At 67.5% G+C, this 16441-nt stretch carries 15 protein-coding genes; 11 read left to right on the forward strand and 4 right to left on the reverse strand.

Features of this window, described 5'->3' with window-relative positions; all coding sequences use genetic code 11:
• Positions 1-129: 129 nt before the first annotated feature.
• The 3 genes from K3M35_RS08275 to K3M35_RS08285 form a co-directional block, all read right to left on the reverse strand.
• Positions 130-789, reverse strand: coding sequence for a hypothetical protein (locus tag K3M35_RS08275; RefSeq protein ID WP_006550708.1), 660 nt, complete (start codon positions 787-789; stop codon positions 130-132).
• A 120-nt stretch (positions 790-909) separates the two neighbouring features.
• Positions 910-2016, reverse strand: coding sequence for a DUF475 domain-containing protein (locus K3M35_RS08280; protein ID WP_033097514.1), 1107 nt, complete (start codon positions 2014-2016; stop codon positions 910-912).
• A gap of 104 nt (positions 2017-2120) precedes the next feature.
• Positions 2121-2696, reverse strand: coding sequence for a TerD family protein (locus K3M35_RS08285; RefSeq protein WP_006550710.1), 576 nt, complete (start codon positions 2694-2696; stop codon positions 2121-2123).
• Positions 2697-2988: 292 nt separating this feature from the next.
• Between K3M35_RS08285 and K3M35_RS08290 the strand changes: the two genes are divergently transcribed.
• From K3M35_RS08290 to K3M35_RS08320, 7 genes are all read left to right on the forward strand, one after another.
• Complete coding sequence (locus tag K3M35_RS08290) at positions 2989-4110, forward strand: hypothetical protein (RefSeq protein WP_220666373.1); 1122 nt, start codon at positions 2989-2991, stop codon at positions 4108-4110.
• A gap of 29 nt (positions 4111-4139) precedes the next feature.
• Positions 4140-5297: an HpcH/HpaI aldolase/citrate lyase family protein gene (locus K3M35_RS08295; protein WP_006550712.1), complete on the forward strand. Its 1158-nt coding sequence runs from the start codon at positions 4140-4142 to the stop codon at positions 5295-5297.
• Positions 5294-6589 carry a phosphoribosyltransferase family protein gene (locus K3M35_RS08300; RefSeq protein WP_064852027.1) on the forward strand — a complete coding sequence of 432 codons (1296 nt, stop codon included), beginning with the start codon at positions 5294-5296 and terminating at the stop codon, positions 6587-6589. The genes K3M35_RS08295 and K3M35_RS08300 overlap by 4 nt, the downstream gene beginning before the upstream one ends.
• Positions 6586-7692: a cysteine protease StiP family protein gene (locus K3M35_RS08305; protein WP_006550714.1), complete on the forward strand. Its 1107-nt coding sequence runs from the start codon at positions 6586-6588 to the stop codon at positions 7690-7692. The genes K3M35_RS08300 and K3M35_RS08305 overlap by 4 nt, the downstream gene beginning before the upstream one ends.
• A 65-nt stretch (positions 7693-7757) precedes the next feature.
• Positions 7758-8534 carry an HAD family hydrolase gene (locus tag K3M35_RS08310; protein ID WP_259443811.1) on the forward strand — a complete coding sequence of 259 codons (777 nt, stop codon included), beginning with the start codon at positions 7758-7760 and terminating at the stop codon, positions 8532-8534.
• Positions 8535-8576: 42 nt separating this feature from the next.
• Positions 8577-9830, forward strand: a complete 1254-nt coding sequence (locus K3M35_RS08315; RefSeq protein ID WP_220666275.1) for a TerD family protein — start codon at positions 8577-8579, stop codon at positions 9828-9830.
• Positions 9831-9833: 3 nt separating this feature from the next.
• Entirely contained in the window at positions 9834-11321 is a 1488-nt protein-coding gene (locus tag K3M35_RS08320) for a TerD family protein (protein WP_220666276.1), read from the forward strand.
• 21 nt (positions 11322-11342) lie between these two features.
• On the opposite strand, the gene K3M35_RS08325 is transcribed toward K3M35_RS08320, so the two are convergent.
• The gene (locus K3M35_RS08325) at positions 11343-11867 is read right to left on the reverse strand and encodes a pyridoxamine 5'-phosphate oxidase family protein (RefSeq protein ID WP_220666277.1); all 525 of its coding nucleotides are present in this window, start codon (positions 11865-11867) and stop codon (positions 11343-11345) included.
• 172 nt (positions 11868-12039) lie between these two features.
• On the opposite strand from K3M35_RS08325, the gene K3M35_RS08330 reads away from it, so the two are divergent.
• The 4 genes from K3M35_RS08330 to K3M35_RS08345 all read left to right on the forward strand — a co-directional run bounded on the left by K3M35_RS08330 (position 12040) and on the right by K3M35_RS08345 (position 16441).
• On the forward strand, positions 12040-13167 hold the full coding sequence (locus tag K3M35_RS08330) for a DUF418 domain-containing protein (RefSeq protein ID WP_373922172.1): 1128 nt from the start codon (positions 12040-12042) through the stop codon (positions 13165-13167).
• A 125-nt stretch (positions 13168-13292) separates the two neighbouring features.
• Complete coding sequence (locus K3M35_RS08335) at positions 13293-13616, forward strand: putative quinol monooxygenase (RefSeq protein ID WP_006550720.1); 324 nt, start codon at positions 13293-13295, stop codon at positions 13614-13616.
• Between the two features lie 198 nt (positions 13617-13814).
• On the forward strand, positions 13815-15380 hold the full coding sequence (locus tag K3M35_RS08340) for a long-chain-fatty-acid--CoA ligase (protein WP_006550721.1): 1566 nt from the start codon (positions 13815-13817) through the stop codon (positions 15378-15380).
• Positions 15377-16441, forward strand: a complete 1065-nt coding sequence (locus K3M35_RS08345) for an MBL fold metallo-hydrolase (protein WP_220666278.1) — start codon at positions 15377-15379, stop codon at positions 16439-16441. Before K3M35_RS08340 ends, K3M35_RS08345 begins: the two co-directional genes overlap by 4 nt.

The following is a 16441-nucleotide window of genomic DNA, read 5'->3' on the forward strand; positions in this document are numbered from 1 at the left end:
ACGCAAGATGTCCGTCTTTCACGTCAAACATCCGTATCAGCGGAACGCGCCCTATATCGGACGCCGCCCTGTCGTCCTCTCAGGCGACTCCGTCCCATCGCCATAAGTAAACGGTATTGAGGCTAGGGGCTACTTACGCCCCGCCTGCCACTGCATGCCCCACCCGAACGCGCGGTCGAGGTCGGACTGGCTGCCGTCGATGTACTGCACGAGACGCTCGACGGTGATGCCCTGCCCGGTGTTCTGCAGCATCGCGATCGCGCAGATGCGCGCGCCGTTGTTCGGCGAGTCCAGGCGCACCTCGATCTGCGGACCCGACGGCGGGGTCAGCGTCACGACGCCGTCCACGGCAGCCCAGTTCGGCGCTCCTTCGTAGATCATCGCGAAGATCAGCACACGCTTGAACAGTTCGGGGCGCTCGAGGTTGACGTGCATGTTCTCGCCACCGGTGTTCGAGCCGGTGCGGTCGTCGCCGTCGAGGTGGATGTACGGCGGGGTGTTCAGCGCGCCGAAGCTGTTCCCGAGCGCCTGAATGACTCCCTTGGAACCATCGGCGAGTTCGAACAGGCAGCCGAGGTCGAGGTCCACGCCGCCGCTCGCGCCCGTGAGCTTCGCGAGGAAGCCCTTCTTCTGCTCACCGCGCGACCAGTTGAGGTTCACCCGCGTGACGCCCTGCCCGGACCCGGCCTTCGACAGGCTCACGGTCGGGGATTCCTTGGTGAGGTTGATCTTGCTCAGGTTGACGCCGCCGGCGTTCTGTTCGGGCTTCTTGTTGTAGTCGATGGCCATGTCGAGCCTTTCGTCGGAGTGCTGCGCGGATGCGCACGGGGTACGGAAAGCGATGGGAGCCCCCGATCCGAGATGTCGGATCGAGGGCTCCCATCGGCATGTGGTTCGAACTGTCGAGGATCAGGGGATGCTGGTCTTCACAGCATCTTCGCCTTCTCTCGCCGCGATCTTGCGGTTGCGGTAGATGCTCGAGGCGAATGCCGCACCGATCAGGGCGACACCGACGAGGCCGGTGATGACCTCCGGCACGTGGGTGCCGATCGAGTACAGCAGGATCAGTGCCAGCGCACCGATGGCCCAGTGAGCACCGTGCTCGAGGTACACGTAGTCGGACAGCGTGCCCTTGCGCACCAGGAAGATGGTGATCGAGCGGACGAACATCGCGCCGATGAAGCCGAGGCCCAGGGCGATGATGATCGGGTCGGACGTGATGGCGAAGGCTCCGATGACACCGTCGAACGAGAACGACGCGTCGAGCACCTCGAGGTAGAGGAACAGGAAGAAGCCGGCCTTACCGGTGGCCTTCGCGAGGCCGCTCGGTCCGCCGCTGGGCTCTTCGCCTTCCTCGGGGATGTGGAACATCTCGCCGAGTCCGTTGACCGCGATGTAGGTGATCATGCCGAGCGCGCCGGCGATCATGACGGTCGAGACCTTGTCCTCGGGTGCGATCACGGTGGCCGTGATGAGCAGCAGCGCGGTGGCGACGACGACCTCGAGCTGCTCGAGCTTGCCGGCCTTCGCGAGGGGACGCTCGAGCCATTCGAGCCACTTGATCTCGCGATCTTCGAGGATGAAGTGCAGGAAGAGCATCAGCAGGAACATGCCGCCGAACGCCGCGATCTGCGGATGCGCATCGGTGATCAGGGTCTCGTAGCTGGGGCTGCCGTCCGGGAAGTAGGCGGCTCCGTCCGGCGGCGGATTCAACGCGAGGTCGAGTGCCGCGATGGGGCCGAGTCCGGACGCCACCCACACGATCGCGAGGGGGAACACCAGACGCATACCGAAGACGGCGATGAGGATGCCGACGGTGAGGAAGATCTTCTGCCAGAACTCGCTCATCCGCCGCAGCACGGTCGCGTTGATGACCGCGTTGTCGAACGACAGCGAGACCTCGAGGATGCCGAGGATCACGCAGAGGAACAGAGCCTGCGGGCCGCCGTAGAGGAAGGCGACCACGAGGGAGACGACGGTGACCGCGAAGGATGCACCGAATATTCGCAGAACCACGAAGCGTGGCCTTTCTAATCGGAATCAGGGCGTTGCAGGGTGGTTACTGCACGTCGGCTCCGGCTTCGGTACTGCGACCGAAGCCGGAACCCGGAAGAAACGAACTAGACGTTGACGCCGTAGTCGCGGGCGATACCCGCGAGACCGGACGCGTAGCCCTGGCCGATGGCGCGGAACTTCCACTCCGCACCGTTGCGGTACAGCTCGCCGAAGACCATGGCGGTCTCGGTCGAGGCGTCCTCGGACAGGTCGTAACGAGCGAGTTCGTTGCCGTTCGCGCGGTCGACGACGCGGATGTACGCGTTGCGGACCTGGCCGAACGACTGGCTGCGGGAATCGGCATCGTAGATCGAGACCGGGAAGAAGATGCTCTCGATGTTCGCCGGGGTGGCGGCGAGGTCGACGTTGATGACCTCGTCGTCGCCTTCGCCCTCACCCGTGCGGTTGTCACCGGCGTGCTCGATGGCACCGTCGGGCGACTTGAGGTTGTTGAAGAAGACGAAGTGCTGGTCGGAGACGACCTTCTTGTCGGCCCCGGTAGCGATGGCGCTGGCATCGAGGTCGAAGTCGGTGCCGGTGGTGGTGCGAACGTCCCAGCCCAGGCCGACGGCCACTGCCGTCAGGTTCGGAGCTTCCTTGGTGAGGGAGACGTTTCCGCCCTTGGTCAAGCTGACGCCCATGCGGGGTCCTTTCGATCGTTCCAACGGTCGACGTACCGGTATAGGGCACGCCCGGTGTGCGTTTCTCCCCACACTAGTTGTTGCCGTGGGGTACGCCCATATCCACTATGCCCGGTCCCGCGCCTCACTTCGTGACCCGCACGAACCACAGTTCCGACCGGCGGAAAGGTGACGGATCGGCCCGGTGGACGTGCGCCCAGTACCATTCGGTTCTGTGGCGAGCCGATGGACGCGCCGCCTGTTCGGCGGGGGAAACACGGAAGATCCCGCGGCTCGTCGTGCACACGATGCGATGGTCGCGGCGTTCCTCGACATGGACAAGCGCCAGTCCGTCATCGAGGCCGGTGTGGCCGCGTCCTACGAGCTCGAACCCGAACGGCACCTGCTCCGTCAGTGGGATCCCATCCGTCAGGCGTGTTATCGCGTCGGTGAGACGTATCTTCAACTGGCAGTGACGGATCCGGAACAACCACTCGCACCTGCTCCGGCCTACGAGCAGGCACTGCGGCAGATAACCGATGCAACACGAACACTTGATGAATTCTTCGGAAACAACCGGGGACACCTCGAGCACATGACGACCGTGGCGAACACGGTGCCCGAGCTGGCACACCGGATGCGTACCGAAGCGCGCAACACCCTCGCCGCGACGCAGACCCCGGATTTTGTTTCCTTTGCGAACTATCCGTCGGTCCGATCCGCCACCGAAACGCTCGAGAAGGCCCTGAACAGCCTCGATGCAGCGCACAGCGTGGGCGCGACCCGCACAGCGGCCCTCCGAGTCGAAGAGGCGACCACTGCTCTGCTCGACGCCCTCGCCGCAGCACCGGGGCGCCGCGACGAGGCCGTTCGCACCCTCGCCTCGGTCACCACCAGGATCGGAGCGGTCCGGACCCGTGCGGAAGGTCTCGCCCCGGCCTTCTCCGCGCTGTTGCGCGAGTTCAATGCGGCCAGCTCCGCCGACCTGTCCGGGAACGAGAAACAGGCCGCCGAACTGCTCGCTCGCGCCGAGGACCAGCTCGGACGCGCACGGGCGGCGGCGAAGGACGGCCGCCCCGAGGAAGCGCTCGAGCTGGTCGCGGCGATCCGCGCCGAGCTGTCACGCGCCGAGGAACTCGTCGACGCCGTGACCGCACGACTCGCCACGCTGCGTTCCGTCCGGCAGAATCCGGGGGCCAAGGTCGACGAGGTACGGTTCCGCCTCCGTGACGCACAACACCTGGCCGTGCAACGCGGTCTCACCGCAGAATGGGGTTCCGTTCTCGACTCGCAGTTGAGCCGGATCGACAGGGCCGTCGACGCACTCACCGGTGTGCACCCCGACTACTGGGCCTACGTCAGAGATTTGGATGCGGTGTCTACCTTCATCGCAGGAGTGGTCGATCGGATGAGAGGACGGACCGAGAACGCATGAGGGGGGCCACGCTTACCGAAGTGCGCGCCATGCAGCACTTTCGGCATCTCGACGGCGCGACGATGGAGGAGTTGTTCCTGCACCGTCCCGAGCCGTTCGGGCACAGCGACGATCGCGACCGCCTGGCGACCGCTCTCGGCGCCACGCTCTACGTACCCGCGACGCGCGGAGATCTCGTCACGACCATCTCGAAACGTGCGGCCGAGGGTGTGACGTCGATGGTGCTCGACCTCGAGGACGCCGTCGCCGACGACGAGGTCGAGCAGGGCCTGCAGAACGCCGTCGCGACACTCGATGCGCTCGCCGAACGCGGACCGACGCCGATGATGTTGTTCGTCCGTGTCCGCACCGCCGACGGTGTCGGGCGGATCGCGTCGATGCTCGGCGCCGGCAAGGCCGTGCTGACCGGATTCGTGGTGCCCAAGTTCACCGCACACACCGGCCCCGTCTTCCTCGAGGCGGTGGCCGCGGCGTCGGACCTCCTCGGCCGTCACCTCTACGCGATGCCCGTCATCGAGTCGGCCGAGGTCGTCCACCGCGAGACCCGCGACGGCGAATTGCGTGCGATCTCGAGCATCCTCGCCGAACATCGCCACCGCATCCTCGCCGTCCGGATCGGCGCGACCGACATGTGCGCGACCTTCGGTATCCGGCGCGACCGCGACCTGACGATCTACGACGTCCGGGTCGTCGTCGACGTCATCGCCGACATCGTCAACCACCTCGGGCGAACCGACGGAACGGGTTTCGTCATCACCGGGCCCGTCTGGGAGTACTTTGCCGACCACGAACGCATGTTCCGACCGATGCTGCGCTCGACACCCTTCGAGGAACAGGATGCCGTGCTGTTCCGTCAGCAGCTCGTCAGCCGCGACCTCGACGGTCTGCTGCGCGAGATCGCCCTCGACCGCGCCAACGGCATCCAGGGCAAGACCGTCATCCATCCGTCGCATGTCGCTGCGGTGCATGCCCTGTCGGCCGTGACCCACGAGGAGTTCCACGATGCGACCGACATCCTCGATCGCGACACCGGTGGTGTGCAGGCCTCGGGATACGGGAACAAGATGAACGAACGACGACCCCACCGTACGTGGGCCGAGCAGACCCTGTTGCGCGCGTCGGTGTTCGGTGTCACCCGCAAGGGGATCACCTTCGTCGACCTGCTGACGGCGTTGGTGGACCGATGACCGATATTCTCGACATCCCCTGGGCCACCGCAGAGCTCGGTTTCGCTCTCGAACATGCGGAGTCGTCATGTGGCTACACGGTTCCCGAGCTCGTCAGGCCCGGGCTGCGACGCAATCCACGGCGTGCGCACCTGCTCGTCTCCACGGTTCTCGGCAAGCACATCCCCACCGAACCGGCCGCGGTGCGCGGCGCCGGTCACCGGCTCGGCCGGCTCGTCACCGACCTCCTCGGCGATGCGGCATCCGACGCCGTCGTCATGGGATTCGCCGAGACCGCAACGGGTCTCGGTCACTGCGTGGCCGACGCCCTCGACGCCGCATGCTGTCTGCATTCGACGCGACGCCAGGTTCCCGGAGCGGAGGTGCTCACCGGATTCGAGGAGGGGCACTCGCACGCGACCTTCCACCTGCTGCAGCCGACCTCCGGCGCACTGTTCGCCAACGCCGCGCCGCTCGTGCTCGTCGACGACGAGATCTCCACGGGAGCAACGGCCCTCGACGCCATCCGCGCGCTGCACCGCGATCATCCGCGTGATCGTTACGTCCTCGCCTCCCTCGTCGACATGCGGTCGGAACAGGATCGCCGCCGGACGGCAGAGGTCGCCGCGGAACTCGGCACGAGCATCGAGCACGTGAGCCTGGCCGCCGGACGATCCGTCGTCCCCGACGATCTCGTCGCGCGGGTCGCGGCGTTACCCGACCCTCTCCTCAATCCGGTGGGGGAGCAACGCGGCGACGTCCGGTTCCTCCACGCGGCGTGGCCGTCCCATGTGCCCGACGGCGGGCGGCACGGGATGTTGCGCACCGACGCGGCGGCCTTCGACGCGGCTCTGTCGACGCTCGCCGACACGATCGCGGACGTACGCGACGCCCGGCGACCCGCCGTCGTCGTCGGACACGAGGAATTGATGTATCTGCCGCTGCGACTCGCCGAGGCACTCGTCGACCGCGGCACTCCCGCCCTGTTCCAGACCACGACCCGCTCCCCCGTCCACGTGATGGACGTCGACGGATATCCGCTGCGCCGCGGATTCCGTTTCACCGCACCCGAACACATCGACAGCGAGTTCGAGAACGAGGTGCCGCGCTTCCTCTACAACGCGCAGTCGCCTACGTCCACCGAGGTCCGCGCCGAGCTGATCCTCGTCATCGATTCGCCCGCCGACACCGACCGCCTGCGCGCACCGGGAGGTGTTCTCGACGTGCTCACTGCTGCCGGTGAGGACGTCCTCGTCGTGATCGTGCCCGCCACCGATCCGACGGTGCTGCGCACCCACAGGGAGACCGTATGACCGTGCCACTGACCGGACCCGAGTTCGGCTCCTACGCGCCCGACGAGGTGACGTGGCTGCTCAAGGATCTCTCCCACGCCGACCTGGAGGGCGACATCGCCGAACGGGAGGCGCGGATCCAGGCGGGTCTCGCGCACTACGCGGAGTCCCTGCCGATCGAGTACCAACCCGACGCCGCCTACCGCGAACTGTTCGACAAGGCACTGGCCGGCACTGCGGGCCGGTTGGCGCACGCGGTGGGCACGGTCACCGAACTGCTTCTCTCCGAACGCGGAACCGACCTGACCCTCGTGTCGCTCGCGCGGGCGGGCACCCCGATCGGCATCCTGATCCGTCGATGGGCGCTGCACCACCACGGTCTGACGCTGCCGCACTACGCCGTGTCGATCGTCCGGGGTCGCGGCATCGACTCCGCCGCTCTCGACCACATCACCGCGCGGCACGCTCCCGCGTCGGTCGTCTTCGTCGACGGCTGGACGGGCAAAGGCGCGATCGCGCGTGAACTGTCCGCTGCGCTCGCCGAATACACCGCGCGAGGCGGTCCCGTCCTGTCCGACGATCTCGCGGTACTCGCCGACCCCGGCCACTGCGTCCGCACCTACGGCACGCGCGACGACTTTCTCATCGCCTCCGCCTGCCTGAACTCCACCGTCTCCGGACTGGTCTCCCGAACGGTCCTCAACGACAGCCTGATCGGCCCCGGGGAGTTCCACGGCGCCAAGTTCTACGCCGAGTTGGCCGCGGACGACGTGTCGAATCATCTGCTGGACGCCGTCGCCGCGGAGTTCGACACGTGCGGCGACGTCGCATCGGCCGCGCAGGCAGTGCTCGAATCCGACCGCACCCCCACCTGGGCCGGCTGGGAGTCCGTCGAGCGGGTGCGGGCGCAGTACGGCATCTCGAGCGTCAACTTCGTCAAACCCGGTGTCGGAGAGACCACCCGCGTGCTGTTGCGCCGCGTTCCCTGGAAGGTTCTGGTGCGCGACATCACCGCCGACGAGCACGCCCATATCCGGATGCTCGCGGCCGCTCGCGACGTTCCCGTCGAGGAGGTTCCCGACCTGGCCTACTCCTGCATGGGACTGATCAAGGACCTGCCGTGACCAGCACTGCGACCGCACTGGTCGCCACCGATCTCGACCGCACCCTCATCTATTCGCGCGCCGCGATGACCGGCGACCAGTTCGACACGCAGGATCTACTCTGTGTCGAGTACTACGAGAGCGCACCGCTGTCGTACGTCACCGACATTGCTGCGCAACAGCTTCGGACGCTCGCCGGCGAGGTCGCGATGGTGCCGACGACCACGCGCACACCCGAACAGTTCCGCCGCATCGACCTCCCCGGCGGTCCGTGGCGTTATGCAATCGCGAGCAACGGTGGGTCGATCCTCGAGGACGGGCATCTCGACCCGCACTGGCGCAGGACCGTGGAAGCAGCGGTACGCGCGGGGGGTGCGAGCCTCGACGAGATGACGACCGAACTGCGCCGCCGAATCTCCGAGGACTGGGTGTCGAAGTTCCGCATCGCCGACGAGTTGTTCTGCTACCTCGTCGTCGACGTCGCAACGCAACCGGCGGGATTTCTCGACGACTGGCACGAGTGGTGTTCGACGCGCGGCTGGAACGCGTCGCAGCAGGGCCGGAAGATCTACACGATGCCGAACAGCGTGTGCAAGAGCCGCGCGGTGGCAGAGGTGCACCGCCGGCTCCGAGACCGCGGGGTGCTTACCGACGACGCCCCGGTCTTCGCCGCGGGTGACGGTGCGCTCGATGCGGAGATGCTGAAGGCCGCCGACGCCGCGATCCGGCCTCGCCACGGCGAACTCGAACTGATGGACTGGCGCCACCCGACCGTCTCGGTGACCGACGCCGCGGGCGTCACCGCCGGGGAGGAGATCCTCGCCTGGTTCGCCCGATCCGCTCGTCTTCCGGTCGCTTCGTAGAGTAGAAGGTGCCCGGTCACCGACACAGTGAGGACACATCTCTTGCCGACTCCGCTCTCCAAGGGTCAGAACGGACCGCTCACCGCGTCCGACGTCGTCGTCTCGCTCGAGCTGACCACGCCCGCCGATCTGTCCGCACTGCTCGTCAAGGCCGACGGCAAGGTGCGCTCCGACGCCGACTTCGTGTTCTTCAACCAGCCCACCGGGCCGGGTGTGCGTCTCGTATCCGGCGCGCCCGGGCAGGCGGCCTCGCTCGCCGTGTCGCTCGCGCAGGTTCCCGCCGACATCGATCAGGTGCGCGCCGTGATCACCCTCGACGACGCGTCGAGTAGCTTCGGCCGGTTCGCACCGCCCACCGCGCGCGTGTCCGACAGTGCGGGAACGGTGTTGTACGAGTACCGGATCGACGGACTGAGCACCGAGTCCATCGTGATCGCGCTGGAGTTGTACCGGCGCCAGGGCGCGTGGAAGGTCCGCGCCGTGGGCCAGGGATATGCGGGCGGTTTCGCGGCGTTGGTGACCGATCACGGGGTCAGCGTCGACGACGCACCCGCCCAGCCTGCTGCCGCACCTCAGCCCGTCGCTCCCACGCCGGCTCCGGCTCCGCCCGTGCAGCAGACACCGCCCGTGCAGCAGACACCACCCGTGCAGCAGACACCACCTCCGGCACAGCAGACACCTCCGGCACAGCCTGCGGAGGTCAGCCTCACGAAGAACCGCCCGGTAAGCCTGGTGAAGGGCCAGAAGGTCACCCTCCGCAAGGACGGCGGCGTCGCGCTGACCTTCCTGCGCATGGGGCTCGGCTGGGATCCGGTGGAGAAGCGTGGCCTGTTCGGCAACCGTTCCGCCGACATCGACCTCGACGCCTCGGCCGTGATGTTCGCCGACAACCAGATCGCCGACGTCGTGTACTACGGCCAGCTGCAGTCGAAGGACGGCTCGGTCCAGCACCAGGGCGACAACCTCACCGGTGCCGGTGAGGGCGACGACGAGGTGATGCTCGTCGACCTCACGCGGGTCCCCGCCCATGTCACGACGGTGATGTTCATCGTGACCTCCTACAAGGGCCACACCTTCGAGCAGGTGCAGAACGCGTTCTGCCGTCTCGTCGACGGCACGATCGACACCGAGCTGGCCCGCTACACGCTGCAGGGCGGCATGCCGTTCACGGGCATGGTCATGGCGAAGGTTTACCGCCAGGGCAGCGAATGGAAGCTGCAGGCCATCGGCGAGGGCATGCAGGCGAAGCATCCCGGTGAGGCCGCGCCGCAACTGGGCCGGTTCCTGGCCGTCTGACCGGTGGGCGAACTCTTCACAGCGGGGCGCAACGCCCCGCTGCCGACCCGCACGGCCCGTTTCACGGCGACCGCATCCGTCCCTCTGGACGTGTGCGCGTTCGTCGTGGACGACGGCCTGCAGGTGGCGTCCTCCGACGACGTCGTGTTCTACAACCAACCGACGACGGCGGGCGTTCGGCTCGAGGGCAAGGTGATCGTCCTCGACGTCGACGCGGTCCGTCCCGGCGCACGCGTGCTGTGTGCGGTCGGCTGCGAGCGACCCGCAGCGGTGTCGACCTCGCTGTGCGACGCGGCGGGCACCGTCCTCGCGTCGTTTCACGTGGAACCGGCGGTCGGTACCGAGACGGCGCTGCTGTGCTGGGAGATCTACCGTCGTCACGACGAATGGAAGATCCGCGCCCTCGGCCAGGGATACGCCGGTGCACTCGCCGAGATGTTCACCGCGCACGGGGTGGAGGTCGAGTCACCCTCCGACGCGGAGAAGGTGGCCGCTCCCGGGCCCGGCCCGGTCATCGGCCTCTCACCTCTCGAGGTGCTGTGGCGGATCTTCGAGGACGCCGCCCGATCGGCCGCCGCGTACACGTCGAGTGCGGAGTTCGCCCAGCACCGTTTCGACGACGAACTCTCGACAGCTGTGGCCGATCCCGCCCGGCGCATGGAGCCCGAGGCCGACCGTGCCCGGGCGCGTGCGCAGCAGCGCTACGACGAGCTCGTCGGTGTCGCCGAGGCCCGCTACCGCGACGACAGCGCGGCGCTCGCCGCCGAACTGCTCACCGTCGACGCGACGTTGCCGCCCGCACTCGCATCCTGGATCTCCCCGGCCTGGATGCACCTGCACCTGCCGAGCGACGGCGTGCGGGTGGGTGAGGTGACGGCGCCCGATCTGGGTCCGCTGCGCATCCCCCTGTGCCTGCCGGCACCGCTCACGCGACCGTTGTGGATCGACGGCGACCCCGCCGACCTCGGTCCCGTCGTGTCGTCCGTGGTCGTGCGGCTGCTCACGGCCCGGCCCGACACCCTGCTGCACCTCGTCGATCCCGGGCGGACGCTGCCCGCACTCGAACCCCTCACCGCAGCCCGACTTGCCGGACCGCCCGTCCACGACCGGTCGCGGGTCCCCGCCAGACTCCGGGGGCTGGCCGACGCGGCGGACCTCGACGCGCTCGCCCGGCAGGTCGACGCGGAGACCGCCTCACCCGTGTTGCTGGTCCTCGCCGGGTTCCCCTACGGCTACGACCACGACGACCTGCTCGAGATCGTCCGGATCGCGCGTACCGGCAGTGCCGGCCGGGTCTCGGTCGTCCTCGCGGGTGATCCCCCGGACGATCGGGTCGCGGAGATCCTGTGGGACGAGGCGCAAAAGCTTCCCGTCGACGGGGAGCTGGCCGATCCGTGGACGGGAGGCCGATGGACGTTCGTTCCCGACAGCCTGCCCACCGAGACCGAGCATCTGCGCGGCGCGCTGGGTGGTAGTTCGCTTCCGGACTGATCGTCCCCTCGCACAGAGGGATCAGCGCCGATCGACGAGTGTCGTGACATCGGGCGCGTACACGGTCATCCAGTGCGGGTTCAGGCGGTAGTAGACCACCTCCTCGCTCCAGTCGAACGCGTCCCCGCCGTAGAACGACTGAAGGTAGGCGAGCAGTTCGGGCCAGTCGTCGGCCGGCTCACCGCCGCGCGGGTTGAGAATCTCCACGTGGCCGTGTGTGAACACGCCGAGGTCCTCCCCGCGCACGTGCGCCGCGCTGGCCGCGGGACGCGCGGCGAGATGCCGGGCCTTGGCGGCGTTGCGGGCCGTGCCGAAGTACCACTTGCCGTGCAGGAAATGTCCGTCCACAGCACTGATGCGCGGTTCCCCGCCGGCGGTGACCGTCGCCAGCGAGAGGACGCACATGCCCGTGAGCACCTCGACGAGTTGCTCGGCCGTGAGGGTCCGCGACGCGTCGACGATCGACCTCAGGTGGGATGTGGACCGGGACAGCGACGTGTCGAGGAGCACCTGGAGGTCGGCGAGCTCGGTGGGGGTTTCGTGCATGGCTCCATGTTCACATCACCGAGGCTCACGGGACCCGACAGTTCCTGCTCTGTTCTCCTCGCCGATGTCTGCTCTCGGGGAGATCACCGAACGCGGGTCACCCGCATGGAGGACCCGTCATCCCCCGGTCGGCCGACGCGCGCCGACCCCGCCGCATCGCATGGTGAGGATCATGACGGTCACCGGTTCGACGACGCGACAGCAACGTATCCTCGCCCTCGACGTGGCCCGGGGGATCGCCATCCTCGGCACCTTCGCCGCCAATGTCTGGATCTTCACCGACCCCGCCGGGATCGTCGGATATCTCGCCTCGATCGGCACCGATCCGTGGCCGCAACGCATCCTCATGCAACTCGCGCAGGGAAAGTTCCTCGGGTTGCTCACCCTGATGTTCGGGATCGGCCTGGCCGTGCAGGCGGCGTCCGCTCAGCGAGCGGGGCGGCCGTGGCCCGGCGGTTACCGGGTACGCGCCGCCCTGCTCTTCGTCGACGGGGTGGTGCACTACCTGCTCGTCGCCGAGTTCGACATCCTCATGGGGTATGCGCTGACGTCCATGCTCGTGTGCGGGCTCGTGATCTCCTCCCGTCGTGTGCGGCTGTGGGTCGCGGGTACGGCCGTCGCTGTTCACGCGCTGGCCGTGACCGCGCTCGTCGTGGCGCTCGCCAGTTCACCGCCGAATGCGGAGACCCCCGAGCTGACCACCGCCACCTGGTGGGACATGATCGTCTTCCGCGTGGACAACGCCGCTGCGTTCCGCGCCGAGGTGATCTTCGTGATCCCGATGACGGTCGCGCTGTTCCTGACCGGCGCCGCACTGTATTCCTCCGGGCTGTTCGACAGCAGAGGTGCGGTGCTGCGCCGGCGGCTGATGGTGGTCGGGGCGATCGCAGCACCGCTCGACCTCGCCGTGGGTCTGTTCGGCGGTGCCGCAGGTGTATTCGCAGCGCGCTACGGCATCGCCCCGTTCGTCGCGCTCGGCCTGCTGGCGTGGATCGCCCACTTCTACATCGGCAGGTCCACCACCGGCACGGTCGGCACCGCCTGTGAACGCATCGGGCGGACCGCGCTGAGTTGCTACATCCTGCAGAACATCGTCGCGTCGGTGCTCTGTTACGACTGGGGATTCGGTCTGGCGAAGACCGTGGACCCCGCCATGCGGGTCCCGTTCACGATCGCGGTGTACATCGCGGTGGGAGCGGTGATGGTCGTCGGATCCCGTTGGTGGCTCGGCCGATTCCGCCAGGGACCGGTCGAATGGGTGTGGCGGGTGTCCTACGAGCGGCTGACGGAACGTCGCTGACGTGTCGGGTTGCCTCGTGGGGGTCTGCCGCTCGGTCACGGATTCGACGCCCTCACCGGCGAGTACGGCGATATGTTCGACGAAGGGACGATCCGTCCCTCCAACATCTACCGACCGGAGGCAAGATGATCTTCATCGTGGTCCGTTTCAAGGTGAAGCCGGAGTACCAGGACAGCTGGCTCGAGACCACCGCGGAGTTCACCGAGGCGACTCGCAGCGAACCCGGGAACCTGTGGTTCGACTGGTCCCGCAGCGTGGACGATCCGTCCGAGTTCGTTCTCGTCGAGGCGTTCCGCGACGGGGACGCCGGATCCGAGCACGTGAAGTCCGATCACTTCCGCAGGGGGCTCGACGCAATGCGGCCGGCGCTGGTCGAGACCCCGCGCATCCTCAACACGGAGATTCCGGGCACCGAGTGGGGCCGGATGGGTGAACTGCAGATCGACTGATCGATCGCCTCGAGACCGACGTCGTGTGCGAGACCCGTCGGGGATTTCGCACACGACGTCGGTCTCGATACGCGCCCATAGGTTTGCCCTAACGTTGCGTACGGCTGCAGGTCTTTGTGGCAGCAGTCACGATCGTGATCGACTGGAACGGCGTGGACGGCATGTCCGCGCGTCGGCCGTGTCGATCAGGAGCGTGATGTGAGCGAGTTGCACCTTCCCAACCGAATCCGGCAGCTGGCAGTCGAACATCCGGATCGTGCGGCGGTCAGCTCCGGCGGAACCACACTCACCTACTCCGAGTTCGACGCGCTCACCAACCGGGTCGCCTCGGCGCTCGCGACCGTTCCGGCGACGTCCGAGCGCATCGGCGCACTGCTGCGCATGGGCCTACCCGGCGCGTCCTCGTTCGTCGGCTGTGCCAAGGCCGGACTGGTCTTCACCCCGCTCAACTGGCGCCTGAACCCGGGCGAGATCGCCGACATCGCCGACGACGCGCAGCTCGACGTCCTGATCGTCGAGGACGAGTTCGCCGCATCGGCCCGCGCTGCCGCCACAGTCCTGCCCGCCGTACAGATCGTCGTGGTCGGCGACGCCTCCACCGTTCCCGGTGCACGGTCGTGGGACGACTTCGTCGCCTCCGGTGACGACATCGACCCCGGCTTCGGCGACGACCCGCGGACCGAGGTGCTGCAGCTCTACACCTCGGGCACCACGGGTCGACCCAAAGGTGTTGTGGCGACGCATCACAACCTGTTCAACGAACCGCAGAACTTCGCGCTGTACGAGTTCACCGAGGACTCGGTGTCCCTCGACGCGCTGCCCCTGTTCCACATCGCCGGCGCCGGCTGGATGAGCACGACCCTGTCGGCGGGATTGCACCTGGTGTTGCTCGGTGAGATGCGCCCGAACCTGGTGGCGGCCGCCATCTCCGAGCACGGCATCACCCACGCATTCCTCGTGCCGTCGGTGATCAACATGCTCGTGGAGATGCCCGACCTGTCGGACTACGACCTGTCGGCGCTGCGTCTGGTCGCCTACGGCGCCTCTCCCATCACGCCCACGCAACTCGCCCGCGCCATGGACACCCTCGGCTGCCGCTTCGTGCAGCGTTACGGGATGACCGAGACGATGGGCGCCCTCACAGCGCTACGTGCCGAGGACCACGACCCGCACGGTCCGCGCTCCTACCTCCTACGTTCGGCCGGCACCGGGCTGCCGGGGATCGAGGTCCAGATCCGTGACCTCGCCACCGGCGAACCGCTCCCCCGCGGCGAAACCGGTGAGATCGTGAGCCGGTCGCGCAACAACACACAGGGTTACTGGCGACGCGAGGCCGAGAACGCCGCCCTGTTCACCGAGGACGGTTTTCTGCGCACCGGCGATGCCGGGCACATCGACGAGGACGGCTACCTGTTCGTCACCGACCGCGTGAAGGACATGATCATCTCCGGGGGTGAGAACGTCTACCCGATCGAGGTCGAATCGGTCATCTCCGAACATCCTTCCGTCGCCGAGGTCGCAGTGGTGGGAGTTCCGGACGACCGGTGGGGCGAGGCCGTGACCGCCGTCGTGCGGGTCGCGCCCGGAGCCGAGACACCGACCGAGGCCGAACTCCTCGAGTTCACCGTCGAACGTCTGGCTTCCTACAAGAAGCCCCGGCACATCCACTTCGTCGACGAGTTGCCTCGCAACGCCAGCGGCAAGATCCTGAAGCGCACACTGCGCGACGAGTTCGCTCCTGCACGGGAAGGAACGACGTCATGATCGTCACCGAGGATCTCGGTACCGTCCAGCGTGAAGCGTGGGCGGCCGGCGTACTGCCACCGGTCGAAGAGGTGCGGCCAGGACTGTGGTCGATTCCGGTTCCGATGCCGAAGAACCCGCTGCGGTACGTGCTGTCCTATGCGCTCGCCTTCGACGACGGCCTCGCCCTGATCGACCTCGGTATGGACACCGAGGAATCGTGGGACACCCTCGTGGCCGGTGTCGCCGCGACCGGCCATCACATCACCGAGGTGCGCTACGCGGCGATCACTCACCTGCATCCCGACCATTTCGGTCTGGCACCCCGGTTGAAGGAAACGACCGGCGCTGTGATCGCGATGCACGCCGCCGACGCCGCCGCCCTCGGGCACTTCACCCCGGAGGACGTCGCCGCCGACAAGGAAGCATGGCGCGTAGACCTCACCGGACTCGGCGCACCGCCCGAGGTCGTCGAGGCCGCCCGCTTCGAACTCGTCCGCTTCCCCCGAGGCGAGAGCACGGATGTCGTTCTCGCTCATGGTGATCGACTCGATCTGCCCGGGTGGAACATCGAAGCGGTGTGGACGCCCGGCCACACGCCCGGTCACCTCGCCTTCGTCGACCGCGACCGCGACTTGCTGTTCAGCGGCGACCACATGCTCCCGCGCATCAGCCCCAACATCTCCTCCGGCCCCGGCGAACTGGGCGACCCGTTGCACCGCTACCTGCTGTCGCTGCATGCGACGACGGCTCTGCCGGACTGCGAGGTGCTGCCCGCCCACGAGTACCGGTTCCGCGGAGTCACCGAACGCGCACGCCAACTCATGGACCACCACGAGGTCCGTCTCGACGAGATCCGCGATGCCGTCGCGTCCAGGCCCGAGTCGACGGCGTGGGAGATCACGACCCGCGTCACGTGGTCGCGTCCTATCGATGTGATGGATCCCCGGCTGCAGCGACTCGCCGTCCGCGAAACCCAGGCCCATCTGCTCGTTCTCGCCGATAGAGGCGACATCCGTTCCGACGGTGGAACTCCCGCCCACTGGACTCTCTCCACTCCGACCCATACGAAGGAAAACTGA

The organism is Rhodococcus sp. DMU2021 (assembly GCF_019641445.1).
Taxonomy (GTDB): Bacteria; Actinomycetota; Actinomycetes; order Mycobacteriales; family Mycobacteriaceae; genus Rhodococcus; species Rhodococcus pyridinivorans.